The organism is Cytobacillus sp. FSL K6-0265, from assembly GCF_038003465.1.
In the GTDB taxonomy this organism is placed as follows: Bacteria; Bacillota; Bacilli; order Bacillales; family Cytobacillaceae; genus Cytobacillus; species Cytobacillus stercorigallinarum.
Genome location: NZ_JBBOPE010000001.1, coordinates 4,207,870 through 4,234,066 on the forward strand (window position 1 = coordinate 4,207,870; position 26,197 = coordinate 4,234,066).

A 26,197-nucleotide genomic window follows, 5' to 3' on the forward strand; every position below is an offset into this window, starting at 1 on the left:
ATGTATAAAATCGAAGTTGTAGAAAACGGAGTACAGGCGGTTAGCATCATTAACTCTCTTGAAAACGAAGGTTATACTAAGAAGGATATATACTTATTCGCACATGACAAAGACCGCTCAGAAAATTTAACAGATGCAACTGATACAAATGATATTGGTATGAAAGAACAAGGTGTATTTGACTCCATCGGAAACGTCTTCAAAAGCCGAGGCGATGAATTACGTTCGAAAATGAGATCAGTTGGTATGACTGATGTTGAAGCAGAGAGGTATGAAGAAGTACTTGATGAAGGTAAACTTGTGATTGTCGGTTCTACTAAAAACTAATCTTTATGTTTCATATGATTCCCCCCATTTCACTATATATGACCGGTAGCGATTTGCTACCGGTTTTTATATTTAGCGATCTATTGATGACTTCTTTTCAGCATGAGCACCATACAAGCAGGGCACTCGTCCTTCTTTAGATAAATGAACGGCGCTCGCAGATAACCCTCTCTAAGACAGGTTTCACCTGCTCTTATACTCTCTCACCTAGACTAATAGATAATCAATCCCGAAATGGCCCCTACGGCTAAAGCGATACTAATAACAATGGCCGGGTGCATTTTCATTTTTTCTAATAAAAAATAACTACCTATAACCATCAAGAGAGAATAAATCATTCCTAATGAAGAAAAAGAATCCTTCAGGAATTGAAAGGTCATGACGGCTAGTAACACAGCAATCACTGGACGGACAATTTTAGAAATATTTTTGACTTGAGGAGTGTCTTTATATTTCATTAAAATGGCCATCAGTACAAGCATTAAGATAATCGAAGGAGCAATTGTAGCAAAGAGGGCAACGAAACTTCCTAAAATACCCCCTTCTGCGTAACCGATATAACCGGCCATTTTCGTCGCAATCGGACCTGGTAAGGAATTCCCGATCGCCAGCACTTCACTAAATTCTTGGGTGGACATCCAGCCATATTTACCGACTACTTCATTTTCAATTAAAGGAATGGTCGCAGGTCCACCACCGTAACCGAGAATACCTGGAATAAAGAAAGCTAAAAAGATTTCCCAATAAATCATGATGGATTCTCCTTCCTCTTAAAAGGAATAAAGACGGAAATAATTAATATCATGATGAGAATACCTGGATGCAAGTGTGTCACTTCTGTAAGTAAGAAGGACGCTAATATAAGAATAACCGCTTTCTTCCACCCAAGCGTCGTGCCCGATTTCTTTACAAATTCCCAAGTCATTTGTGCCAACATTACAGCGACAACCGGGACAATCGATGCTGACATATGCTTTACCCATGGGATATCTTTATAAGCTTGTAAAACCTGCAGAAGACTGATTAGGATAATGACAGTAGGGAGAACGGAAGAAACAAGGGCATTGACCATCCCTACTATACCTCCGACACGATAACCAATGTAACCAGCCATCTTTGTCGCAATCGGGCCAGGCATCGTATTAGCCAATGCCAAAGTATCGGCAAACTCTTCCTCTGTCATCCATTTATATTTCTTTACGGCTTCTTGCTGGAAAAGTGGTATAGAGGATGGTCCACCGCCAAACCCTAACATCCCAGTACGGAAGTTCCCAATCATTAATTCTTTTTGTAAACGTAAGCCTTGGCGTGTTTGGGGCTTAGCTTCTTCTCGTTGTTTTTCTTTCGCTGATGCTACCAAGCGGCAATCGTACCATCCGTACGGGATTCAGTTCCACCCATTAATACACCAGTCTCAGGATTACGCCAAATGATTTGCCCACGCCCAAAGCTTCCCCCATCCGGTGTAATTGTCACTTGATGACCCCTTCTTTCCAACTCTTGCACTATATAATTAGGAAACTCTGGTTCTACGAAAATAGATTTTTCCTTCATCCATTGCCATCTTGGCATATCTAGTGCAGCTTGCGGATTTAAGCCATAGTCAACCGTATTGGTTATTACTTGAAAATGACCTTGCGGCTGCATATAGCCACCCATTACACCGAATGGGCCAACCGCACTACCATCTTTTGTCAAGAAGCCAGGGATGATTGTATGATAAGTCCGTTTGCCACCTTTTAAATAATTCGGATGATTGTCATCCAATGAGAAATCATGTCCTCTATTCTGTAAACTAATGCCCGTACCTGGGATTACAATCCCAGAACCAAAGCCCATGTAATTACTTTGAATAAAAGAAATCATATTTCCTTCTTCATCCGCAGCAGCTAAATAAACCGTACCGCCTTTAGGCAACTCATAAGGTTCCGGATTGGAAGCGATATCCGAAATTGTTTGACTGCGTTGATTCGCATACTCCTTAGAAAGTAACTCTTCTGTTTCAATAGGCATATCTGCCGCCTCTGTAATAAATGCTTTTCCATCGGTAAAAGCCAATTTCATCGATTCAATTTGTTCATGAAGCGTATGTGCTGATTGCCATTGAGGCTTTGACAATCTTTCAAAATTATTAAGTGCCATCAAGGCAACCATTCCTTGACCATTCGGAGGAATCTCCCATACATCGTAACCTCTGTACTGAGTAGAGATTGGATTTACCCATTCAGGCTCATATTTACACAAATCCTCTTTTGTTAAAAAACCTCCATGTTTCTTCATAAAAGCATCCATTTGGTCAGCTAATTCACCTTCATAAAAGGAGCGACCTTCCGACTCTCCAATTGCTTGAAGGGTTTTGGCGTGCCCTTCTGAACGCCATAGTTCACCGATTTCTGGTGCTCTTCCATCCGGTGCGAACGTTTCAAACCAGCCTTCGAAAGCTTCATCCGTAAATTCTTCTTTAAACTTTGTATATGCCCTTTTCCAATACTTCCCTAGAATCGGTGTGAGCGGATAGCCCTCTTCTGCATATCTAATCGCTGGCTTTAATGATTCAAGTAAAGATAGTTTACCAAACCGTTTCGATAACGTTGCCCATGCGGCTGGTACTCCGGGTACAGTAACAGGGATGGTACCGTATGTTGGCATTTTTGTGAAGCCACGCTTTTTTACCTCATCGGAAGAAATGGATTCGGGTGCAGGGCCAGAAGCATTTAATCCATGAAGTTGATCTTTTACCCAAACGAGAGCAAAGGCATCTCCACCGATTCCATTTGAAGTTGGCTCAACAACGGTTAATGCTGCAGCTGTTGCAATCGCCGCATCAATCGCATTTCCCCCTTTTTGCATTATCTCAATACCTGCTTGTGCTGCTAAAGGTTGTGAAGTCGCCACCATTCCTTTTTTAGCGAACACTGTATGTCTTTTGGCCGAGAATGGGTGATGTAAGTAATCCAAATTAACCTCTCCTTTTACATTTGTAAATATAAAATCAATTTTAACTTACGTAATGTATATTACACATTACAGATTATAGAATAAAATTAATGATAATAACAGGATTTAAATCTAAAATATTTAAATACTCCAAAATCAATATGTAGAATGAACTTGATTATTCTTACACAAATGTTAATCTACAATAAAAACACGAGATGCTAGCTAACAGCACCTCGCTCTTCAAAGGAATTTCACTTCGCCTCTTTAAAAATAGATTCCCCAGCAAAATGACAAGCTGCATAATGTTCCTCACCGTACTCTCTCCATTGAGGCTTCTCTTCCATACATTGTGCTCTCGCTATCGGGCAACGTGTATGAAAGGGACATCCAGAAGGTGGATCTGCCGGATTCGGTAAATCACCTTGTAATCTTATTCTATTTCGTTTCTTTTCAATAGTGGGTCTCGGAATAGCGGAAAGTAGTGCTTGTGTATAGGGATGTAGGGGAGCATTATATAAATCCTCTACCTTTCCCTCCTCAACCGTATTCCCTAAATACATCACTAGTACTCTATCGCAAAAATAACGAACAACCCCTAAGTCATGAGAAATAAACATATAAGATAGTTGATACTTCTGCTGTAAGGTTTTCAATAACTTTAACACTTGTGCCTGGACAGATACGTCGAGAGCAGATACTGCCTCATCACATATAATAAAGGATGGATTTAAACAGATAGCACGTGCAATTCCAATTCTCTGCCTTTGTCCACCACTGAATTCATGAGGAAAACGATCATAATGCTCTTCTTTTAAACCCACCTCTTTTAATAAATCCATAACCGCTAACTTTTTCTCTTTAGCAGACATAGATGTATGGATGGAAAAAACCTCTGCTATAGCAGGACCTATTTTCTGTCTAGGATTTAAAGAAGCAAAGGGGTCTTGGAAGATCATTTGCATTTCTTTCACAAATTTAAGCTTTTCCTTTTTTCTTAATGATTGTATTTCGGTCTCTTTGAATTTTACTGTCCCGGCCGTTAATTCTTCTAATCCTAAAATGGCTTTTCCTAATGTCGATTTTCCGCATCCTGACTCGCCTACAACGCCTAAACTTTCACCTTCATATAACTTAAAAGAGACATTTTCTACTGCTTTCACATGAGATTGTACCCTTTGCAACAATCCACCCTTGATTGGGTAATACTTCTTTAACTGGTTGATTTCAAGGAGGGTTTTCTTTCTCCCTTTATCATCTGCGACATTCATTGATTTATTACCTCCTCTGCTTCAAGCCAACAACTCACCGAATGAGAGTGAGACAAATCAAAGGCAGGTGGCTCTTGTTGTTTACATGTTTCCTTGGCAAACTTACAACGTTCGTGGAATCGGCAACCGTGAATTTGTTGATTTAAACTAGGTAAAGAACCAGGAATAGCTTCAAGTTCAAAATCCGGTTTGTCTACATCTGGCACAGAATTTAACAATCCAATAGTATATGGATGTTTTGGATGATTAAAAATCTCCTCTACTGTCCCTTCTTCTACCTTCTTACCTGCATACATAACCATGACTCTGTCAGCTACTTCTGCAACAACACCCATATCATGGGTCACCATGATTACGCCCATATGGTATTCTTGCTTTAAATCATTAATCAAATCTAGAATTTGCGCTTGAATCGTCACATCTAACGCAGTTGTCGGTTCATCCGCAATCAGTAATCCAGGATTACAAGACAAAGCAATCGCGATCATTACCCTTTGACGCATGCCACCACTTAATTCATGCGGATATTGATTCATTCTTTTTTCAGGATAAGGAATACCCACACTTTTCAGAAGGTCAATTCCCTTTTTATGGGCTTCTTTTTTAGATAATTTCTCATGAATCATTAGAGGTTCTCTTAACTGATAGCCTATCGTTAAAACAGGATTCAGCGCTGTCATCGGTTCTTGAAAAATCATCGAGATTTGGTTGCCACGAATTTGTCTCATTTGTTCAGATGTATGACTCTGAATGGCCTCTCCCTCATACTTAATTTCTCCACTTGCAATTCTACCGTTGCTTGGTAATAATCCAATAATTGAGAGAGAAGTTATACTTTTACCACAGCCCGATTCGCCAACAATACATAATGTCTCTCCCTTATTTAGCGAGAATGAAACATCGCGGACAGCAGGTAAATACCCGTCTGCTGTCCGAAACTCTGTAATCATATTTTTCACTTCTAGTAAAGCCTCTCCCATTGTTGCACCTACTTTCTTGTTACTTCTGATAGATTCCATTTACCAGTTGCTTCTAAAAGTAGACCTTCATAAGATTGATCCATTGCAGCTGTTACGATGGAGTGATACATAATAACGACTGCATCTTCATCTAACATTAAGCGATTAGCTTGATCTAATAGTTCTAACCGTTTATCTTGGTCTGTGGTTGTTCTCGACTCATCTACTAATTGATCAAATGCTTCGTTACTATATTGTGCTCTATTTGATGCACCGACATTATCAGTGTGGAAATTAGGATAAAATAGTTCTGAACCATCAGCCGTTAAGTTAGACCAGCTTAAGAAGGTTAAATCAAAGTTCCCTTGTCTTGCTGTATCCAGGAACGAAGCCCATTCCATTGACTCAATTTCGATGTTAAACCCTGCCTCTGACAATTGTGCTTGAACGATTTCGGCCATCAGTAAGAAATTACTTCTATTTGGTGTTAATAGCTTATACGCTTTCTCTCCAAAGCCATTTTCCTCAACTAAACTTTTAGCCTTCTCTAAATCATAAGGTGTACCAGCTTCATCAGCAGATTCTACATATCCAAATACTTTTGGTCCTATGACACTATCACTGCGAATGCCTAACCCGTTCATTTTTGATACAACAGCATCCCGATCAATCGCGCTAGCAAAAGCTTCACGTAATTTGGCATCTTGGAATTCTTCTTTTCCATGATTCACTGTGAAATAGTATTCTGGTGTCCCATCTACCTTTTCAACCGTTACATTCTTAAGACTTTCAATTCTTTCAATCTGTTCCATAGGTAGGTTGTCAATATATTGGACTTCTCCTGTTTGTAACATCGAAATAGCTGTTGATATCTCTGGAACAACTTTAAAAATTAATTGTTGAATCGCAGGTGCGCCATCACGATAGTCTTCATTTGCTTCTAATACGACTTGATCCCCTGGTACCCATTTCGAAAATTTGAATGGCCCTGTTCCGACAGGCTCTTTATTTAAATCGCCTTCTTTATCTGCTGTTGGGCTTACAATGGCTGCGTTAGAATGTGACAGTGCTGCTAAAAAAGGACCGTACGGATATTTAGTTTTGATTTCCACAGTGTAATCGTCAATAACATTAATAGATTCAACCGGCTCCATTAGTGAAGCTCGTGGTGCCGCCGTCTCCGGATCTCTTAATTTATCAAAAGTATATTTAACAGCTTCTGCATTAAAGTCTGTTCCATCATGGAACTTGATTCCTTCTTTTAATTTAATGAGCCAAGTGTTCTCGTCTGGATTTTCATAGGATTCAGCTAATTTAGGTTCTATTTCCATTGTTTCCGTATTTCTATCAAACAACTTTTCATATACATGGTCAGTCACATTAGCTGAAGCACTATCATTTGTCATGATAGGTGATAGCCCAACTGCATCTGATAGTGAAGCATATGTAAATGTATCGATTTTACCGTTACCTTCACTTTCCCCACTTGTCGATTCGTTACCGCTTGAACAAGCAGATACAATCATTAAAGTAAAAATCGCAAGTACAGCTAAAACTTTTTTCCTCATTCTAAATTCCCCCCATTTTTTATACGTTCATATTAGGGTCAATGGCATCTCGTAATCCATCTCCTAATACATTAAAGGCAAATACAGTTAACATGATGGCAATCCCAGGTACAATCGTTAGATGTGGAGATGACCACATAAAAGCCTGTCCTTGCGAAATCATCGAACCCCATTCCGGCGTTGGCGGTTGTGCACCTAAGCCTAAATAGCTTAATGCAGCTGTTGAAAGGATAGCCGTAGCCATTCGCATTGTGGCAAAAACAATAATTGGCGCAAAACAGTTTGGTAATATATGCTTTATCATAATACGGAGGTCTGAAGCACCTACTGATTTCATGGCCATAATATATTCTTTTTCCTTTATCGATAAGACCGACCCTCGCACAATTCGTGCACAGGAAGGTATCGACCAAATACTAATAGCGATAGCTACATTTACTAGACTTGTGCCAAGTACAGCAATAATGAGCATAGCAAGTAAAATACCTGGGAAGGAAAATAACAAATCGACAAATCTCATAATAACGCCATCTAATTTTTTATAATATCCCCCAAGCAAACCTAGCGTAACGCCACCAAGTAGACCAAGTACTACGGCTACGATCCCCACTAATAGAGAGATTTGGGAGCCATAGACAATTCGGCTCCAAACATCTCGTCCATAATTGTCTGTACCTAACCAATGACCTTCACTAAATACAGGTAATTCACTAGCTGAAAGGTCTTGCTTCACGGGATCGTGGGTTGCAATAATAGGTGCCAGCAACGCCATGGCGATTTGAAGAATGATAATGATTAACCCAAGGACCGCTAACTTATTTCGTAGCAACCTTTTTACAATTAACAACCACTCATTATCTTTTTTCGGTGTTACTGCTACTGGACTATTTGTTGCCTGTACAACCTCTGGCATCCTTTTTTCCTCCCTTCGTCATTATTGATATTTAATCCTTGGATCAATATATGTATAAACCACATCAACGACTAAATTCACAACAACAAAGAGTGTAGCTACTAAAAGAACAGAGCCTTGTACCATTGGAAAATCTCTAGCTGCTATGGCGTCAATCATTAGCCTGCCTACACCATTAATCGCAAATACTTTTTCGGTGATAATGGTCCCTCCTAAGAGCGAACCAAAGTTCACACCGATTACTGTCAAAACAGGAATCATCGCATTTTTTAATGTATGAATCCATATAACTTCGCGTTCCTTTACACCTTTTGCTCTTGCTGTTCTCACATAGTCTGCTCTTACTACTTCAAGCATGGATGATCTCGTCATTCTAGCAATCATCGCAGCTGCCCCTGTTCCTAATGTGATCGCGGGTAAAATTAATTCCTTCACTCCTTCAATGGTATACCATGGTGAAGATAACCCACCAACTGGAAGTAGTTGTAAGTTAACAGAAAAGATAAGAATAAGGACAGCACCCATCCAAAAGTTCGGGATAGAAATACCCGCAAGAGCAAAGGTTGTTGCCCCTACATCTAGCCAAGAATTTTGTTTAAGAGCGGATATCAACCCTGTTAAAATACCAATGACAATCGCGACAATCATACTAGCAATGGCTAACTTGAGCGTATTTGGCAGTCTTACCCCAATCGCTTCAGCGACAGACTGTTGATTTTGATAAGAATATCCTAAATCACCTTGAACAAGATCTACTACATAGCGCCCATATTGTGTAAGAAAAGGATCATCTAAACCAAGATTGTCTCTTATCGCCTCGATATCTTCTTTTGATGCTGTTGGTCCACCAATCATTGATGCCGGGTCACCAGGCGCCAAATACATAGATGAAAATACAAGAAAGGAAATACCAAATAGTAGAATGACAAGTTGAAAAAATCTTCTGAATATAAAACCGACCAATTTCACCCCTCCTTCGAAAATCATTTGTTAATCATTTTTCTTTTTTTAATTACTAAATGTTTAAAATAATTTAAAAATGATTATAAAACATAAATATACAAAATTCTATATATTTTTTCATTTTTTTGAATTATTTTTTATTTATTTTTCCTTTTGTTTTCATTTTTTGACAAAAATATTCATAATGTAACTTAAGTATCATTATTTATCATCTTTTAGTTATCGATGGATAAAGCGTTTTCAGGAACAAAAGGTAATTTACCAATTTCTTGTTCGATACAAAAAAAAAGACCCGCCAGTGGCGAGTACCTGTTTTCCAAAACATTTTTTAGTTTAATGAGGTATCAAAATTCTCGTTAATTAGGATTCTAGCAAAAGATAGGCTTTTTTCTTTTCAGAGAGTCTGGACATGCTGTTCAGCTATCTTTTCGGTTGTTCCGGAATTGGACGTGCTATTTTGATTGCTTTGCTATCTTTGGAGTTTCCCCGGAGTTACACGCGCTATTTTGATTTGCTTTGCTATCTTTCGGATTTCCCTCGAAGTTACACGCGCTATTTCCTTTTGCTCTGCTATCTTTCGGATTTTCCCTGAAGTTGGACGTTCAACTTGGGTTTACCTCCGCTAGCTATCAGAATGTCTAATCAGAGGTTCCAATTGACTTAATTGTTATTATAACGGTCTGCATTCGATACAAATGATGCAATCCTACTACAACTTTAACCCACGACGACTTTTAAATCTTCTAAGCAATATATTACTTTCAACTCTCGTAATGCCATCTAGGGCATATAATTCTTCGTTAATAAATCTTTCAAGTGCATCAAAGTTATCTACCAACACATGGGTATGTAAAGTAGAGGGGCCGGTCATTTGGTAACAACTAGCGACACTTGCATTCTCCGCCAACGCCTCGGCTACTTTTACTAACGAACTCGGTTCACAATCAATCTCAAAAAAAGCGGAAACTTCCTTCCCTGCCTTGCCACTATTAATTACAACGGTAAACTGTTCAATCACACCATCTTCAACAAGTTTAGACACTCTTTCCCTTACAGCTACTCGTGAGAGTCCTAATTGTTTACCAATATCAACATAAGACATTCTGCCATTTTCAATTAATAAATCTAATATCTTCTTATCGACCTGATCCAAAAAAACACCACCTTCTCTTTCGACTAGGTAAAAAATGAGATTAACCTGTATATTTAATTATCATATCAAACATAAATTATCAAATACTATTTACACTTGTTGTCTTATTTAATGATTGTTTTGCGCTACACAGTTGCTACCACGAGAGACAATGATTCAATCTTATATGATGCCACCTCAGGAGGTATACACGTGATTGTAATATATGGTGTCGCGGTGAAATCTTCCCGTTCCCCGATATTACTGATTCGATTTCTTATGTGTGATGTTCGAATTGGCAATAACGCCCACCATGTTGCTTATTTTGACTCCTTAGAAGTAAATAAAAACCGCTCTTCAAACTGAAGATGCGGTTCTTATTATCCTAATAATTTTTGGTAGATGGATCGTGCTTGTGCCAGATCTTTTGTTCCGTGTATGAGCGCTCGTCCATCTTGGAAGATAACCACTCTTTCCGGCTTCAGATCAATTGACAAAAGGTACGGGTTGCCTTTCGTCTCATAGCCCGACCCCTTCATTTGTTGAGATAGCCTTTGCAAGTCTAATTGCTGGACAGTTGATGGCCTCACTTGTACGGTATCTCTTCCACAAAGTACCGTCGTCTTTGTTAAGTTTTCTTGTTGGAGAAACGGATAAGTTGGGGCCTCACCACATGATAAGCACCCTGTATCCTTTATTTTAGCAACCTTTATATTCGAATATTGATTTCGCCACATGTCAAAGCTTGTAAAAGTCGTGCGAATGGCATCTAAGTCACCTACTAATATCTTGAGTGCTTCTGCGGTTTGATGAGCGATAACCATTTGCACAGCAGGAGCTATAATTCCACCTGTATCACAGGTCATACCTTGAATAGGAATCTTCTTCAACAAGCAATGCAGACAGGGTGTCACTCCAGGAATAATGGTTAAACTCATGCCAAAGCTGCCGACACAAGCCCCGTAAATCCAGGGAATCTGATATTTTTGTGATATATCATTTAAGAGCATTCGCGTTTCAAAATTATCTGTCGCATCAAGAATTAAATCAACTTCACTTACGAGATCTTCTAACAAGGACGGCACAGCATCAGCTACCATCGCCACCACTTCAACTTCTGAATTAATCGCCATTAATCTCTTCTTAGCAGCAATAGCTTTAGGTAACTTTTCTTTTACATCCTCTTCCGTATAAAGCTGTTGTCTTTGGAGATTACTTGCCTCTACGTAGTCGCGGTCAATGATGGTTAACTTGCCTACACCCGAGCGAACTAACACTTCAGCATTGCCAGAACCAAGTGCCCCCGCCCCTATCATTAAAACATGCTTACGCCCAATGAGTGATTGCCCTTTTTCACCAATAGGAGAAAATAATAATTGCCTAGAGTATCTATCATCCATGTGATTAGCCTCCACTAACTGGCGGTATAAAGGCAATCGTATCCCCTTCTTGAATCACATCATCATCTTCAGCAAATTCTTCGTTGATCGCCGTCATGACACTATTGAATGATGATAAACCATACGTTTCATGTACTTCTTGTTTTAACGCTAATACGGTCTTACCTTTCGCCTCTATTTGTAAACTTTCTGCACCGACTTCATCCTTTAAATGAGCAAAAAACAATACATTATTCATCTAAATGTTTCGCCTCCGGTTTCCCTTCAGGATAAGATACTTTTTCCAATTGGTCTCCAATCCATTCTTGTCCATCTTCCCAATGCTCTTTTTTCCAAATGGGTACAATTTCTTTAATGCGTTCAATGGCATATCGGTTTGCTTCATAAGCATCGGCACGATGAGGCGTTGAGACAGCAATAACAACAGCAACGTCAGTTATATCTAATTTACCCACTCTATGCACAATTGCTACTTCGGCTCCTTGCCATCTCTCCCGAATTTCTGTGCCAATTTGTTCAAGCTTTTTTACAGCCATACTTTCATATGCCTCATATATTAAAAACAAAGTCTTCTTACCTTTAGTTAATTCTCTTACTGTACCAATGAACGTCGTAATAGCACCTGCGTTTCTTTGTACGACATGATCAATTACTTCTTGGATATTGATTGGCTCTTTTGAAATTCCAAACTTCATTTTAACACCCCGCATCTAAGTTCTATTTTATCAATTCTTACTAGAAATTTGTATCGCTTTCCTCCAATCACTTGGGTCATTCATGTTAAAGAAGCTTTGTTCAAAAGGGACTAGACTACGTGCTGTCACATCTTCTTCTGTTACTTTTTTTACCTGTAACTGATTTAAGAAAATCTGTAGCTTCAAATCATTTGCCTCTATACATTTCTCTGCTATTTCCCTTACTTTCTTATGGTAGACAGCAAGAAGTGGATGAATTTGACCATTCACCTCCGGGATAACAGCTGAATAACCTTCGAGATTGCTTAAAAGCCATTCCAATGTTTCAGCAGTAACAAAAGGCATATCACAGGCAACGATAATATTGCTATCATTTGTAGAGTGATATAGTCCAGATTCAATGCCTGCTAACGGACCTTTATTAGGGTAGCGATCACTCACCTTCTTAACAGGAAGAAAATGATAATCTTCTGGTGTATTTGTTACAATAAGAATATCATTCGTTACAGCTTGTAACTCCTTTACTAGGCGTTCGATTACTGTTTCCCCATTGAACGCTAGCAAAGCCTTATTTTCCCCCATCCTACTTGACTTGCCACCTGCTAAAATAATTCCGGTACTCTGCATATTACCACCTTTTTCACCATTCACATTATATATACCATTAAAGCGATTTTTCGAAAGCTATGCAATGGATAAAACTGAAAGATAGACAAACGTGAAAATGTTTGTTAATTTAAACAATGTCCAAAACCTTTGACAAGAGAGGCAGGACTACGATTTGAAAAACAAGATAAAACCGCTTAGAATACAGCTGAAATTAACACAAGAGGCATTAGCAAAAGAATGCAATGTTAGTAGGCAGACCATTAATTGTATTGAAAACGATAAATATGATCCGACTTTAGCGCTTGCCTTCAAAATTGCAAGGGCATTAAAGACAAATGTAGAAGAGGTTTTTAATTATGAGGAAATTTACTAAAGATACAATCATCACCATGAAAGATTTTGTCGATGAAAAACATGACATTCTTCATCAACCAATAGAGGATTTAAGTTTACCGGCAACTGAGGAAGATTTAGCAGAGTTACAGGCGATGCTTGTATACTTACGAAATAGCCAAGATGAGAAGTTAGCTAAGAAATACAAATTACGCCCTGGTACTGGTTTATCAGCCAATCAAGTTGGCATTGCTAAACGAATGTTCGCTGCAAAATATGAAGATGAAAAAGGACAATCGTATGAATACCAATTGATTAACCCAAAGATTATCAGTCATTCAACAAAGATTATTTGTATTCCAGAAGGAGAAGGCTGCTTATCAGTTAATCGCGAAGTGTTCGGCCAAGTGCCACGCTATGAAAAAATTAAAGTTCGAGCGTATAATGAAAAAGGTGAGGAAGTCACGCTCTCCTTTAAAGGATTTGCCTCTATTCTCATGCAACATGAGATCGATCATTTAAACGGTATTATGTTTTATGACCGAATTGATAAAAATCAACCAATTATAAATAAAATTTAACAGGATTCACTATATTAAAATAGAGACCATATACATTTTTAAAATAATTGTTATAATGATGATAAAAAAGTATGTCTAACAATCACTTCAGGGAGGAAACGTCAGATGACTATGAAAAAAGTCTTAACAATAGCTGGATCAGATTCTAGCGGTGGTGCGGGGATTCAAGCTGATTTGAAAACTTTCCAAGAGCTTGGTGTGTACGGAATGTCAGCACTTACTACTATTGTAACAATGGACCCTAAAAACGACTGGCATCATAATGTTTTTCCAATTGAAATTAGTACATTAGAAGCTCAAATTGAAACCATCCTTTCTGTTGGCATAGATGCGATGAAAACGGGTATGCTTGGTTCAGTGGAAATTATTGAAACAGCTGCGAAAACAATTAAAGAGAGTGGCGTTCCAGCCGTTATCGACCCAGTTATGGTATGTAAAGGCGAAGATGAAGTACTACATCCAGAAACAGCGGATGCCCTTCGTGAGGTACTCGTTCCTCTAGCCACTGTTGTGACACCAAATCTTTTTGAAGCATCACAACTTGCACAAGTGAAACCGATCAAAACAATTGAAGAAATGAAAAATGCGGCAGAAAAGATCCATGCACTAGGACCGAAATATGTCATCATTAAAGGTGGCAGTAAGCTTCAATCTGATAAAGCCATCGACCTTTTATTTGATGGGGAAAATTTCACAATCTTACAGGCTGAACTGATTAATACGCCTTACATTCATGGGGCAGGATGCACATTCTCAAGTGCAATCACTGCTGAACTAGCAAAAGGCAAAACAGTAACAGAAGCAATTGATGTAGCCAAAGATTTTATCACTGCAGCCATTACACACGGATTCAAACTAAATGAATATGTTGGACCAACAATGCACGGTGCTTACCGCACTTTTGGAGCGGACCGTACGAAGGTTAAACAATAAATAGATCTTTAGGAGAATGTCTCTCGAGTGAGCATTCTCCTTTTTCTATTTTAAACATCTTTCGTCCTGAGTCACCTATTATGCAAAACCATTTTATTTTTAGTAAAATAAAAGAATCAAATGGATAGCATAAATCTCATTTTGACAAATTATATAGGAATGCTTTTGGGAAGGGGGAATTCAATTGGATATCGTCATGAAAGAACAAGTACAACTGGCTTTGGATGAACGTGCGAATAAGGACGTTTATGTCCACCTTGAAACAACAAACGGTGCTTATGCTTCACACTTTGATGAGACTTTCTTTTCATCAGGTGCCTATATTCGTAACGCCAAACTAAAATACATTCATAGTAAAATCGCCGGAAACGGACCTTATCGAATCGGGTTAAAAACTGACATCGGTTGGGTATATGCGGAGGGCATTACCCATTATGAAATAGATGAACATGATCGCTTATTAATGGCTGGTCATGATTTTAATGGTAAATTAGCGGTTTCTTTAGAAATTAGCGAAACACCATTTGAATAAATAGTGGAAGGAGGAAGAGTGATGGAAAAAGAAAGACAAGTACTTGTTATTTTTCCTCATCCAGATGATGAGGCATTTGGTGTTTCTGGTACGATTGCCAAGCATATTCAAAATGGCACACCTGTAACTTACGCATGCTTAACACTGGGTGAAATGGGTAGGAATATGGGCGATCCCCCTTTTGCGACAAGAGAATCCTTGCCCCATATTCGAAAACAAGAGCTTCAAAATGCAGCGAAAGCGATGGGCATAACTGACCTGAGAATGCTTGGTTATCGCGATAAAACGGTTGAATTTGAACCAGAAGATAAACTAGCACAACATATGGGTGAACTCATAAAAGAACTAAACCCATCTTTGATCATTACATTCTACCCCGGTTATGCTGTGCATCCAGATCATGATGCCACAGGTGCGGCAGTCATTCATGCCGTCAAAAACCTTCCAGAACAACAACGCCCAAAGGTATATTGCGTTGCGTTTTCTAACAATTGTGAGGAAGAAATCGGTGCGGCAGATATTGTTCATGATGTAACAGAAGTCGCTGATATTAAATTGAATACATTAAAAGCCCATGTCTCACAAACACAATTAATGATTAAGGAAATGGAAGAAAGCCTTAAGAAACAGGATCCTGCTGTTATGGCAAGAATCAACCAAGAACGCTTTTGGACCTATCAATTTGATTAATCAATACATTTAAAAAAACAGAACTTCCAAACCGTTGGGAGTTCTGTTTTCTTTTGAAAGCTTATTTTGTTTGATTTTCTGCAGTTTCTTCTTCTATCTGTTCGCCTTCTTTGGAGACATCTTCATCAGATACTTCTTTCGTACCCTCAAGTATATTTTTCAAATTTGTTAATTGATAGCCATCTTCACGATGAACCATGTTCACTAAAAATTTACGCAGAAGCTTCATTTTAAATCCGGTTGTTTTAATATTCGCTTCTAAATCAACCTGTGTACCTTCATCCACTTCATCGAAACGATAATAGTATTCTGCAATCAAACCGTTGGAATTGGAACGGGTTGCAAATACTTTATTTGTTTCATATGCTAATACTTCGATTTCAGAAGTGATATCTGAAGCGCGAACTCTTCTTGTTTCCCTCAGTTTTGTACCAACAGCTAATGGCCCGTCATCGATCTTTTCTCTTTTTACTACAAGTGGCATGATCTCATGAATATTATCTATATCGACCATATAGGAGAATACTTCTGCAACTGGTTTATGAATAATTACGGTTGTGCGAAAGTCAGACATTATTTTTTCTACAACTCCATTCGTTAACTATCTACATTCATTCTTACCATAAAGTTAGGGTCGCTGTCATCTTAGACGAATAGGAAATTAACTGCTGCTAGCGTATTTTGCTACTTATTTTATTTTTAATCGATATAATCGATCATCCTGTTCAGCCGGATTGCCACGGCCATCTCTATTATTACTGATAAAATACAGAACATCTCCATCGACAAAAACATCTCTTACTCTTCCTACGTCACTTACTAAAGTAGACATTTCATTCGTCTCTAAATTTAACTGCATGACTGCGGTACCTCTTAAACTTGCTATATAAAGATTATGATCTGCATAAGCAATACCGGATGGTGCCCAGGTTGTATCATCTCCAGAGGTGACGAGTGGAGGAATCATTCCTTCTTTTGCCTCTGTGCCCGTAATTTCTGGCCAACCATAATTCCCTTGAGCTGTTATTTTATTAATCTCATCATTTGCCGTTGGGCCATGCTCACTTGCGTACAGTTCTCCCTTATCTGTCCATGCCAAACCTTGAGGGTTACGATGACCATAGCTATAAATGTAAGATTCTTTTGAAGGATTATCTTCCGGAATACTACCATCTTTATTCATCCGTAAGATCTTCCCTGCTAACGAATTTTGATCTTGTGCAAGTTCAGGTTTTGTCGCATCTCCTGTAGTAACATATAATTTATCATCTGGACCAATCGCTAGTCTTCCTCCATGGTGGAAAGCGCCACTAGGAATTTCATCTATCAGCAAATCCGTTTCCACCCACACTTGTTTTTGATCATCCAATGATAATGTGACGACACGATTAAGGGGTTGACCATCGTCCTCATATGTATAATAAGCAATCCCTTTTGTACCATCATCAATTAATACAAACCCAAGCAAGCCCGCTTCTTGTGCTGTTGATAATGACTTCTCTAATTCTACTTGTTGACGAGTGACTTCTCCCCTTTCAACTTTAGCAATTGAACCTGTTCTTTCGGATAAATAAAACACGTCATCGCGCTTATTAATTGACCAAGGGATATCGAGGTCTTCTGCCACCACTTCTACCTTTTGTTGATTTGATACATCTACGGTTTCTGGTTCTTCATCCATTTCATTGTTAGATTGACAGCCCATGAGAATAAGTAGGAAACTTGCAACAAATAAAATAGTCAATTTCTTCACTAGATCTACACCCTTCTTTTATTTTTTAAAAGCTTGTTATATTAAAGTAATAATTTTCAGAATATATGATAAAATTCTATCAAAAGGGGGAATGATAGATGAAATTAATTGTTAACTTTTTTAATCGCTTAATGCAAAGATACTTACCAGACCCATTTCTATTTGTTATCATTTTAACATTTTTAGTGTTTGCACTAGGGCTCATATTTACTGATAGTGGTCCGTATCAAATGGTACAATTCTGGGGTGAAGGATTCTGGGGATTATTATCTTTTGCCATGCAGATGGTACTCGTATTAATTACCGGTCATGTTTTAGCCAGTAGTGCTATATTCAAAGCTGGATTAAGTGCACTAGCTTCCAAAGCAAAAACACCTGGGCAAGCGGTTATTATTGTAACAATCATATCTTTACTTGCCAGTTGGATTAACTGGGGGTTTGGATTAGTTATTGGTGCTTTATTTGCCAAAGAGTTAGCACGCCATGTGAAAGGAGTCGATTACCGGCTATTAATCGCAAGCGCTTACTCAGGCTTTGTTATTTGGCATGGTGGTTTATCAGGATCAACACCGCTAACAATTGCCACTCCAGGGCATTTTTCCGAAGATTTGATTGGAATTATTCCAACAAGCGAAACCATCTTTTCATCATTTAACTTAATTATCACTATCGCTCTTTTTATTGTTTTACCCATTGTGAATCGATTCATGCTTCCAGCTAAAGATGATACAGTTACGGTTGACCCAGCGCTATTAAAAGAAGATTTACCTGCAGCAACATTAGAAAAGGATTCCATGACACCAGCAGAGAGATTAGAGAATAGTCAGTTACTGTCTTTACTTATCGGTGTGATGGGCTTAATCTTCTTATTTTATTATTTCGTTACTAATGGTTTTGCCCTAAATTTAGATATTGTAAACTTTCTTTTTCTATTTCTTGGCATTCTCTTTCACCGTACCCCTCGTCACTTCTTACAAGCAGTTACGAATGCTGTAAAAGGTGGCAGTGGCATTATTATTCAATTTCCGTTCTATGCAGGCATTATTGGTATGATGACAGCTTCTGGCCTAGCGGCTGTAATATCCAATGGATTTGTTTCCATTTCTAACGAACATACATTACCATTATTCACCTTCTTAAGTGCAGGTCTTGTCAATATATTTATACCTTCTGGTGGTGGGCAATGGGCTGTGCAAGCTCCTGTTATGTTAGATGCAGCGATCGCATTGGATGTTTCCATTCCTAAAATCGCAATGGCGGTAGCATGGGGAGATGCTTGGACGAACTTAATACAGCCATTTTGGGCATTACCCGCTCTTGCCATCGCAGGCCTAAAGGCAAAAGATATTATGGGCTTTTGTGTCCTTACGTTAATTGCTAGTGGGATTATTATTTCTTTAGGTTTCTTACTTTTATAAGAGAGCCACTTTACGGTGCACCAGTCTGAAGCTATTCGTCATGTATCGCTTCAGACTGAGTGATAATTTGGTAGGGTTTTAGCTATTCTTGGTGATTTGCCATAGTCCAAATACCCCGGTCCTATTCGTACATTCCCTTTTAACTGCCACTTGTATCTATATAACTTCTACACTTATCCCCCCATTTCTGATGTGCTTGTCCTCCGCACACAAATAAGTTAGATCAAAGTATGTTTTTTTACTGTTTTTTTATTTAGTTCAGCAGTTTATTATTATGAGCAACACCGAATAGAGGCGATTGTCATATTTAACCGATCTAAAAGTTTTTTTATTTTTACCATTGTATCTAACGTAACGTGAGGTTTTATAATATTACATAAGGAGGGCTCTTATGACAAATGATTATTATCGTATTGGAGAATTCGCTAAGAAAACAAATACGACTATTCGTACATTGCATTATTATGATGAGATTGGCTTATTAAAGCCGGCATGCACGAGTAAAACAGGTGATAGATATTATTCCACAAACGAAATATTAACAATGCAAAAGATTGTTACGTTAAAATATTTGGGTTATCCATTAGATAAAATACAGGAGCTTCTCAACAACACTGAGTGGGATCTGCGGCAATCTCTGTCGTTTCAACAAGAAGAGCTCATTATCAAAAGACAGCAAATTAATCACATGATTAAAACGTTAGACCATGCTCTTTCGATTTTAGAAGAAAATCAAACAGTTGATCCCAATATTTTTATTATGCTCATTAACTCCATTCAAATGGAGACAGAGCATAAAGAATGGATGAGGAATTTTATCCCCGAGAATATGATTCAAGATATCTACAATATTTCTGATGAGAAACAACAACAATTAAACAAACGAGTCGCTAAAGAATTTGCAAACGTAAAAAAGTTAGTGGGTACCGATTATGAGGATGAGCATGTCCAAACAGTGATTGCAGCCATTTGGGATATCCTCTATGAGCTTTATCCTAATATTGAGGATTTCATCCACCACATAACAGAAGTAAATGAAGATATTGATCACCATCTCGCTGAAGCTCCTGTTCTTTTCCCCTCTCCATTTACGGCGGAAGAAGAAGAATGGCTTGCTCAGGCTATCTCCATTTATCTAGAAAAGAAGGGAATGAAACAAATTGAAAACAAAAAAGAAAACGGCTAGTCTGTGGTCATTATTAAAAGGCGCAAAAGTACCAAAGTGGATTATCATTGTTGCACTGCTACTCAGCCTACTTGAAACCGCAGCAGGGTTGGTCGTTCCATTATTTACAGCTAATATGGTCGACCAGTTAGCTACATCTCGTCTTGAACTATCGCTCATCGCATTATTAGGGGGCGCGTTCATCATCCAAACAATTGCCTCCGGTTTTTCCTTTTATTTAATGACTTATATTGGAGAAAGAATGGTCGCTTCATTACGAAGAAAACTGTGGGAACATTCTATCCACCTCCCAATCCCTTTCTTCGATAAGCATCAATCAGGAGAAACAATGAGTCGAATCACACAAGATACAAATATAGTAAAATCTTTGATTACACAACATATTATTACTTTTATTACGGGAATGATCTCAATCATTGGGGCAATTATTATTCTACTAATGATTGACTGGCGAATGACACTTATTATGCTTATTGCTGTTCCATTAGCAGTCATTATTATCATGCCACTCGGGCAAAAAATATATAAAGTATCTCTATCTACCCAAGATCAAATGGCTGATTTTTCGAGCAACCTCGGTCGGGTCTTATCTGACATTCGACTTGTAAAGGCGTATCAAGCCGAAAAAACGGAGATTGAAAAAGGGAATAAGAACATTCAGCACTTATTCCAATTTGGTTTGAAAGAAGCAAAAATTCAAGCAGTCGTCTCACCATTTATGACATTTATTATGATGTTTGTTCTTGTTGTCCTCATTGGATATGGCGGGGTACGAGTCGCTTCAGGAGAACTATCTGCCGGCTCATTGGTAGCTATTATCATTTATATGTTCCAAATTGTTGTTCCATTTACCCAAATGGCTTCTTTCTTTACTGCTTATCAAAAAGCAATGGGTGCAACAGAAAGAATTCAGGATATGTTAAATACACCTACTGAAAAAATGAATGAAGGAACAAAAGGTGCAATCCATCCAGAGGAAATTACCTTTAACCAACTCCAATTCTCATATAAAGATGACAAGATCATTAAGGATATCAATTTACACATACCAGCTGGAAAAACGACGGCATTTGTCGGTCCAAGTGGTAGCGGTAAAACAACCTTATTCGCCCTACTTGAACGCTTTTATGAACCTAATGATGGCAGTATTTTATTAAACGGTAAGCCAGCTGACGAGTATGCTATTGAAAATTGGCGGGCACAAATTGGTTATGTTTCTCAAGAAAGCCCACTGATGTCTGGAACAATTCGAGAAAACTTAACCTATGGCACGAAAAAAGAGATTAGTGAAGAGGAATTACTGCAAGCAACTACACAAGCCCATGCAGCAGAGTTCATCGAGAGATTGCCGAATGGTTTAAACACCGATGTTGGTGAGCGAGGAATTAAACTCTCTGGTGGACAACGTCAACGCATTGCCATTGCTAGAGCCATTATTCGTGACCCGAAAATCCTTTTATTAGATGAAGCCACATCGAATCTTGATAGTTCCTCAGAACAACTCGTACAATCGGCTCTGCAAAATTTAATGAGAGGCCGAACAACACTTGTCATTGCCCATAGACTGTCAACTATCATTGATGCCGACCAAATTATCGTTCTCGAAAATGGAAAAATCACAGGAAAAGGGACACACGCTGAATTGCTTCAATCACACTCTTTATACGAACAACTCGCTACAAAGCAATTAAATATCAGTCAAACTTAAGCTGAGAGAGGAGCATACCTCTACTCAGCTTCTTTTATGACCCACTTTTAATAGGAATAGGTTGCTCAACACCGTCAAAGCCTTCCTGATAAATACGACTAATAATCGATTCAATCTCAGGCTCTTCGACAGTTAAATCTTTAATATTATGTGTTTGTGTAATTTGCGTGATAACACCAGAAGCAGATATATCTTCTCGGTTAAAGCGTATCCAATACCTACCTGTTTCTTCTTTAAATACTTCTGCTTTTTCAAGCGTCAATGGCGTAGAATGTTGTTCTAGATCTACGACAAGGGTCCGAATTTTTCCAAATCGATTTTTCACTACAGCGATTTCTCCATCATACACTTTCTGTCCGTGATCAATTAATACCATCCGCTGACAAAGTTGCTCGATATCTTCCATATCATGGGTCGTTAGAATAACCGTAATATCGCGTTCTTTATTGATTTCTTTTATAAATGTACGCATGCGTTCTTTCGCTACTACATCTAACCCAATCGTCGGTTCATCTAAGAATAAAATGGGAGGATCATGGAGTAAGGAAGCGGCAATGTCAGCACGCATTCTCTGCCCTAAAGAAAGTTGCCTTACTGGCGTATTGATAAATTCATCTAATCCAAGAATCTCTGTAAATGTATCCATGTTTTCTTTATAGCGGCTATGCGAAACTTGGTAAATTTCCTTTAATAATTCGAATGATTCAATCGTCGGCAAATCCCACCACAATTGCGTTCTTTGTCCAAAGACCACACCGATATTTTTGGCATTAGCTTGACGGTTTTCATAAGGAACGATGCCATTTACTTTAACCGTCCCCCCACTAGGTACGAGGATACCCGTTAACATTTTAATCGTTGTCGATTTCCCCGCACCGTTAGGTCCAATATAGCCGACCATTTCTCCTTTATCGACGGTAAAACTGATATCCTTTACCGCATGCTTTGTATGAAATTCACGTTTTACTAGACCTTTCATGGCACCAAGAAAACCGGTTTCACGTTTCGCAATTTTAAATTCTTTCATCAAATGCTCTACTTCTATGATAGCCATTCTTTACCCTCCACTCTGTTTATGACTGCCCACCTTCAATGCTCTTTATGAACCCGTACTCTTATAACGGCTAAGCCCTAGCATCCAAATGTAGTAGGCAATAATGAAGAAAACAATACCAACCAATGGCGAAAAATAGCCAATATTCTCTGAGAAGTATGGCGTTTCTTTACCTAAGATAACGCTTGCAGGAAAATAATTCACAAAACCAAAAGGTACAACAAACGCCATAATCCATTGCACCATTTTTGGATAAATGACTAATGGATAATTCGTTAAGTTTCTTGCTGGGTACATCACAACCCAATAAAATTGCTCGGATTTTGTTGTCCAAAAGGCAAAAGCTGAGATAATCACGAGCAAGCCCCCTTGTATAAGGACTCCACCAATCACTGCCGCTAATAAAAACAGGACATTAGCAATTGTCCAATGAATTTGCAATTCTGCACTTACCCAAATAAAAATAAATATACTAAAGATAAACTGCCCAAAGGATGCCACATCAAACTTCATCGCCATAAAGTGAAAGAAAGGATTAATCGGCCGCACTAAGAAACGATCAAATGTACCGTTTAAAATATATGTATCTAAACTACGAAAATGGAAAAATAAAATAATACAAAATCCCCAAGAGAGCACTGCTATCGCAAATAAGAATAACATCTCATAAAAATTCCATGTCCCTAACTCCTGAAACTGATAGAGCATTACCCACATCGTTATCGCCGTTCCTGCATATGAGGTCAGCATCCCTACAATCCTCATAAAGAAGGCAAAGCGGTATTGCAGCTGAGCCCTTATACCAGCAGCAACAAGTTTAAAATATAAATCAATATACCTCATGAATGCCATACTTATCCCCCTTGAACAACCACCTTCTGCGATGCTTTTTTCCATACTAATCTTAAAAAAATATATGTAACGACTACCCAAAATAACTGAATCCCAATAGATGTGAAGATTTGATTTCCTGCAATCTCACCAATAAAAATCGCATTTGGTATGTAATAAATGCCTTGAAAGGGTAAGTATGAGGCAAAGCTTGCGAGCCAACCTGGGAAAAACCACAAAGGAATAACCGAACCAGATAGTAATGACATCGCAAAATAAAAGATATCCTCAACTCCGCCTGTTTCAACTAAGAAGAAAGTTAATAATCCAAAGGCCATTTCAATACAATAACGAATTAAGAACCCAATAAAAGCGGCAAATAAAAAAGCTAACCAGATCAGTGGATCATTTGGTATTGAAAGATCCATAAAGAAAAATAAGATAATATACAAAGGCATTAGTGCAGTAATCATATAGAAAAACACACTGCCAAAGTCTGCGAATAAATAACGTAAAGGCACATCAAAAGGACGCATTAATTCCAATGAAATATCACCCGTACGCACTTTCTCTTGTATTTCCCAGAGAGGGGTCCCTGCCCCGTTTACACCTGAGAGAAATTGACTTACTACTATATATGTAAGCATTGCTTGAAAACTGACGCCACCAGCCTCTTCTCTACCCGCATATAACGCTGTCCAGATAGAACCCCACATTAAAAGAAAGATCACATTAGAACCGAGTCTAGACCAGACATCAAATCGGTACACAGCCGAACGTAGAAAAGACTTTTTGGCAAACGTCCAATACAAACGATAATTGAACATCTACTTCCCACCTGCTTCTTAAAAAATCACGTCATCTGCAAACATTTTAACATAATTTTACTAACACCCACCCCTTTTAGTTTGACAATTATTAAAATTGTCAATAGAATAACATCTCTACCATTTTCACGTATAAGGTTGGCAATTAATATAGAATGAATTAAAATGTAGTCTGACTTATTTTTATTAGAAGGAGACATCAATTGATGCGTAAATATAAATTATCCGATGTGTTAACCTTTCTCATACCTTCTATACTAGGGATTTTATTCTTTATCATTCCGATTAGTGTAGACGGAGAAGTAACCATTCCTATTGCCATTTTATCTGGGTGGATACAAGATTTATTAGCTGGATATATTCCGCTAATTATGGTGGTTATTATCGTTCTTACTTTATTGGGGACAGTACTAGCGAAGATTTCCCCAAATATTTTTAAAAACACCCCTTTCTTAAACAACTTATTTAATGTTACTTATGGGTGGGTAATTGTCCGTTTTTTAGGGGCCGTATTTGCAGTGCTAACCTACTTCAAGTGGGGAACTGAGGCTGTTTGGTCAACAAATACAGGTGGACTATTACTGTTTGATTTATTACCAGTGCTATTTAGCGTATTTTTATTTGCAGGATTACTTCTACCCCTGTTGGTTAACTTTGGATTACTAGAATTCTTTGGCGCTTTACTTACAAAGGTCATGAGACCGTTATTTAAACTTCCGGGCCGCTCAGCAGTTGACTGTGTTGCCTCTTGGATTGGTGATGGAACGATTGGGGTTCTATTAACAAGTAAACAATACGAGGAAGGATATTACACGAAAAAAGAGGCTGCCATTATTGGTACAACCTTCTCTGTTGTGTCTATTACTTTTAGTCTTGTTGTTATCTCACAAGTAGGATTAGGAGAATTCTTTGTTCCATTCTACTTGACGATCCTAGCGACAGGTATTATTGCTGCCTTAATCATGCCAAGAATACCACCACTTTCAAGAAAAGCGGACACTTATTATGACAAGAAAGCTAAAGAAGCAGATGAAGCTATTCCTAAAGGTTATACGCCTATCTCTTGGGGAATAGAATTAGCTCTTAACAAAGCTAGAAAAAGTAGAGACGTAAAGGCCTTCTTTATTGACGGATTTAAGAATATTTTAGACATGTGGATGGGTGTAGCACCGATTGTTATGGCGCTTGGTACAGTCGCATTAATTTTAGCCGAATATACACCAATCTTTACTTGGATAGGTATGCCATTTATTCCGGTATTAGAACTCTTTGGCTTACCAGAAGCTGCTGCTGCATCTGAAACATTATTCGTTGGGTTTGCAGATATGTTTTTACCTTCTGTCATGGCTGCAGGGATTGAAAGTGAATTGACTAGATTCGTTATCGCTGCTCTATCTGTTTCGCAGCTCATTTATATGTCAGAAGTTGGCGGTTTGTTATTAGGGTCGAAAATCCCTGTATCATTCTTTGACTTAGTATTAGTCTTTATCCTAAGAACTATCATTTCACTGCCTATTATTACATTGGTTGCTCATTTTATATTTTAAATCCATTCTTTCTCGGGAAATAATTTTTTC

At 38.3% G+C, this 26,197-nt stretch carries 29 protein-coding genes; 11 read left to right on the plus strand and 18 right to left on the minus strand.

The features are described from left to right. Positions 1 to 327, plus strand: coding sequence for a general stress protein (locus MHH73_RS21265; RefSeq protein WP_191816351.1), 327 nt, complete (start codon positions 1 to 3; stop codon positions 325 to 327). Positions 328 to 539: 212 nt separating this feature from the next. On the opposite strand, the gene MHH73_RS21270 is transcribed toward MHH73_RS21265, so the two are convergent. The 9 genes from MHH73_RS21270 to MHH73_RS21310 all read right to left on the minus strand — a co-directional run bounded on the left by MHH73_RS21270 (position 540) and on the right by MHH73_RS21310 (position 10,091). Beyond that, positions 540 to 1,079 carry a chromate transporter gene (locus MHH73_RS21270; RefSeq protein ID WP_191816353.1) on the minus strand — a complete coding sequence of 180 codons (540 nt, stop codon included), beginning with the start codon at positions 1,077 to 1,079 and terminating at the stop codon, positions 540 to 542. Continuing rightward, entirely contained in the window at positions 1,076 to 1,606 is a 531-nt protein-coding gene (locus tag MHH73_RS21275; protein WP_191816423.1) for a chromate transporter, read from the minus strand. The genes MHH73_RS21270 and MHH73_RS21275 overlap by 4 nt, the downstream gene beginning before the upstream one ends. Positions 1,607 to 1,680: 74 nt before the next feature. Next, positions 1,681 to 3,285, minus strand: coding sequence for a gamma-glutamyltransferase family protein (locus MHH73_RS21280; RefSeq protein ID WP_341069329.1), 1,605 nt, complete (start codon positions 3,283 to 3,285; stop codon positions 1,681 to 1,683). A gap of 233 nt (positions 3,286 to 3,518) precedes the next feature. Further along, positions 3,519 to 4,535, minus strand: a complete 1,017-nt coding sequence (locus MHH73_RS21285) for an ABC transporter ATP-binding protein (RefSeq protein WP_191816357.1) — start codon at positions 4,533 to 4,535, stop codon at positions 3,519 to 3,521. Next, positions 4,532 to 5,515 carry an ABC transporter ATP-binding protein gene (locus MHH73_RS21290; RefSeq protein WP_341069871.1) on the minus strand — a complete coding sequence of 328 codons (984 nt, stop codon included), beginning with the start codon at positions 5,513 to 5,515 and terminating at the stop codon, positions 4,532 to 4,534. Before MHH73_RS21290 ends, MHH73_RS21285 begins: the two co-directional genes overlap by 4 nt. Before the next feature lie 8 nt (positions 5,516 to 5,523). Continuing rightward, positions 5,524 to 7,062 (minus strand): ABC transporter substrate-binding protein, encoded by a 1,539-nt coding sequence (locus MHH73_RS21295; RefSeq protein WP_341069333.1) that lies wholly within the window; start codon positions 7,060 to 7,062, stop codon positions 5,524 to 5,526. Between the two features lie 19 nt (positions 7,063 to 7,081). Continuing rightward, positions 7,082 to 7,975 (minus strand): ABC transporter permease, encoded by an 894-nt coding sequence (locus MHH73_RS21300; RefSeq protein WP_341069336.1) that lies wholly within the window; start codon positions 7,973 to 7,975, stop codon positions 7,082 to 7,084. A gap of 21 nt (positions 7,976 to 7,996) precedes the next feature. Then, positions 7,997 to 8,938, minus strand: a complete 942-nt coding sequence (gene nikB / locus MHH73_RS21305; RefSeq protein WP_341069339.1) for a nickel ABC transporter permease — start codon at positions 8,936 to 8,938, stop codon at positions 7,997 to 7,999. Between the two features lie 709 nt (positions 8,939 to 9,647). After that, complete coding sequence (locus MHH73_RS21310; RefSeq protein ID WP_224936847.1) at positions 9,648 to 10,091, minus strand: Lrp/AsnC family transcriptional regulator; 444 nt, start codon at positions 10,089 to 10,091, stop codon at positions 9,648 to 9,650. A gap of 192 nt (positions 10,092 to 10,283) precedes the next feature. Here MHH73_RS21310 and MHH73_RS21315 point away from each other — a divergent pair, with 192 nt between their 5' ends. Beyond that, on the plus strand, positions 10,284 to 10,436 hold the full coding sequence (locus MHH73_RS21315) for a hypothetical protein (protein WP_191816365.1): 153 nt from the start codon (positions 10,284 to 10,286) through the stop codon (positions 10,434 to 10,436). A gap of 14 nt (positions 10,437 to 10,450) precedes the next feature. Here MHH73_RS21315 and MHH73_RS21320 read toward each other — a convergent pair whose 3' ends face one another. From MHH73_RS21320 to mobA, 4 genes are read right to left on the minus strand one after another with little or no spacing between them, the layout of a single operon-like run. Continuing rightward, positions 10,451 to 11,470 (minus strand): thiazole biosynthesis adenylyltransferase ThiF, encoded by a 1,020-nt coding sequence (locus MHH73_RS21320; RefSeq protein WP_191816366.1) that lies wholly within the window; start codon positions 11,468 to 11,470, stop codon positions 10,451 to 10,453. A gap of 4 nt (positions 11,471 to 11,474) precedes the next feature. Then, positions 11,475 to 11,708 (minus strand): molybdopterin converting factor subunit 1, encoded by a 234-nt coding sequence (moaD, locus tag MHH73_RS21325; protein ID WP_191816368.1) that lies wholly within the window; start codon positions 11,706 to 11,708, stop codon positions 11,475 to 11,477. Next, positions 11,701 to 12,165, minus strand: coding sequence for a molybdenum cofactor biosynthesis protein MoaE (locus MHH73_RS21330; RefSeq protein WP_191816370.1), 465 nt, complete (start codon positions 12,163 to 12,165; stop codon positions 11,701 to 11,703). Before MHH73_RS21330 ends, moaD begins: the two co-directional genes overlap by 8 nt. A gap of 30 nt (positions 12,166 to 12,195) precedes the next feature. Then, the gene (gene mobA / locus MHH73_RS21335) at positions 12,196 to 12,792 is read right to left on the minus strand and encodes a molybdenum cofactor guanylyltransferase (RefSeq protein ID WP_341069346.1); all 597 of its coding nucleotides are present in this window, start codon (positions 12,790 to 12,792) and stop codon (positions 12,196 to 12,198) included. 154 nt (positions 12,793 to 12,946) lie between these two features. On the opposite strand from mobA, the gene MHH73_RS21340 reads away from it, so the two are divergent. From MHH73_RS21340 to bshB2, 5 genes are all read left to right on the plus strand, one after another. Beyond that, a complete protein-coding gene (locus MHH73_RS21340; RefSeq protein WP_191816374.1) occupies positions 12,947 to 13,147 on the plus strand; it encodes a helix-turn-helix transcriptional regulator in 201 nt (66 codons plus the stop codon). Then, complete coding sequence (gene def / locus MHH73_RS21345; RefSeq protein ID WP_191816376.1) at positions 13,131 to 13,688, plus strand: peptide deformylase; 558 nt, start codon at positions 13,131 to 13,133, stop codon at positions 13,686 to 13,688. Before MHH73_RS21340 ends, def begins: the two co-directional genes overlap by 17 nt. Before the next feature lie 105 nt (positions 13,689 to 13,793). After that, positions 13,794 to 14,621 (plus strand): pyridoxine/pyridoxal/pyridoxamine kinase, encoded by an 828-nt coding sequence (gene pdxK / locus MHH73_RS21350; protein WP_341069349.1) that lies wholly within the window; start codon positions 13,794 to 13,796, stop codon positions 14,619 to 14,621. A 196-nt stretch (positions 14,622 to 14,817) separates the two neighbouring features. Continuing rightward, positions 14,818 to 15,153: a YojF family protein gene (locus MHH73_RS21355; protein WP_404826111.1), complete on the plus strand. Its 336-nt coding sequence runs from the start codon at positions 14,818 to 14,820 to the stop codon at positions 15,151 to 15,153. A gap of 21 nt (positions 15,154 to 15,174) precedes the next feature. Beyond that, the gene (gene bshB2, locus MHH73_RS21360; RefSeq protein WP_191816382.1) at positions 15,175 to 15,843 is read left to right on the plus strand and encodes a bacillithiol biosynthesis deacetylase BshB2; all 669 of its coding nucleotides are present in this window, start codon (positions 15,175 to 15,177) and stop codon (positions 15,841 to 15,843) included. A 61-nt stretch (positions 15,844 to 15,904) separates the two neighbouring features. On the opposite strand, the gene MHH73_RS21365 is transcribed toward bshB2, so the two are convergent. Together MHH73_RS21365 and MHH73_RS21370 are read right to left on the minus strand one after the other, a co-directional pair. Further along, positions 15,905 to 16,417 carry an SRPBCC family protein gene (locus MHH73_RS21365; RefSeq protein ID WP_341069353.1) on the minus strand — a complete coding sequence of 171 codons (513 nt, stop codon included), beginning with the start codon at positions 16,415 to 16,417 and terminating at the stop codon, positions 15,905 to 15,907. A gap of 114 nt (positions 16,418 to 16,531) precedes the next feature. Beyond that, a complete protein-coding gene (locus MHH73_RS21370) occupies positions 16,532 to 17,596 on the minus strand; it encodes a PQQ-dependent sugar dehydrogenase (RefSeq protein WP_341069355.1) in 1,065 nt (354 codons plus the stop codon). Between the two features lie 98 nt (positions 17,597 to 17,694). Here MHH73_RS21370 and MHH73_RS21375 point away from each other — a divergent pair, with 98 nt between their 5' ends. The 3 genes from MHH73_RS21375 to MHH73_RS21385 all read left to right on the plus strand — a co-directional run bounded on the left by MHH73_RS21375 (position 17,695) and on the right by MHH73_RS21385 (position 21,908). Continuing rightward, positions 17,695 to 19,014 (plus strand): short-chain fatty acid transporter, encoded by a 1,320-nt coding sequence (locus MHH73_RS21375; protein WP_191816386.1) that lies wholly within the window; start codon positions 17,695 to 17,697, stop codon positions 19,012 to 19,014. Positions 19,015 to 19,405: 391 nt separating this feature from the next. Continuing rightward, on the plus strand, positions 19,406 to 20,200 hold the full coding sequence (locus MHH73_RS21380) for a MerR family transcriptional regulator (protein ID WP_341069359.1): 795 nt from the start codon (positions 19,406 to 19,408) through the stop codon (positions 20,198 to 20,200). Further along, complete coding sequence (locus MHH73_RS21385) at positions 20,175 to 21,908, plus strand: ABC transporter ATP-binding protein (RefSeq protein WP_191816389.1); 1,734 nt, start codon at positions 20,175 to 20,177, stop codon at positions 21,906 to 21,908. Before MHH73_RS21380 ends, MHH73_RS21385 begins: the two co-directional genes overlap by 26 nt. 34 nt (positions 21,909 to 21,942) lie before the next feature. Here MHH73_RS21385 and MHH73_RS21390 read toward each other — a convergent pair whose 3' ends face one another. The 3 genes from MHH73_RS21390 to MHH73_RS21400 are packed head-to-tail and all read right to left on the minus strand — an operon-like array spanning position 21,943 to position 24,620. Continuing rightward, a complete protein-coding gene (locus MHH73_RS21390) occupies positions 21,943 to 22,962 on the minus strand; it encodes an ABC transporter ATP-binding protein (protein WP_341069362.1) in 1,020 nt (339 codons plus the stop codon). 45 nt (positions 22,963 to 23,007) lie between these two features. Next, positions 23,008 to 23,814 carry an ABC transporter permease gene (locus MHH73_RS21395; RefSeq protein ID WP_341069365.1) on the minus strand — a complete coding sequence of 269 codons (807 nt, stop codon included), beginning with the start codon at positions 23,812 to 23,814 and terminating at the stop codon, positions 23,008 to 23,010. Positions 23,815 to 23,816: 2 nt separating this feature from the next. Beyond that, positions 23,817 to 24,620, minus strand: coding sequence for an ABC transporter permease (locus MHH73_RS21400; RefSeq protein WP_341069368.1), 804 nt, complete (start codon positions 24,618 to 24,620; stop codon positions 23,817 to 23,819). Positions 24,621 to 24,826: 206 nt separating this feature from the next. On the opposite strand from MHH73_RS21400, the gene MHH73_RS21405 reads away from it, so the two are divergent. After that, a complete protein-coding gene (locus tag MHH73_RS21405; protein ID WP_191816397.1) occupies positions 24,827 to 26,167 on the plus strand; it encodes a YjiH family protein in 1,341 nt (446 codons plus the stop codon). Positions 26,168 to 26,197 lie beyond the last annotated feature (30 nt).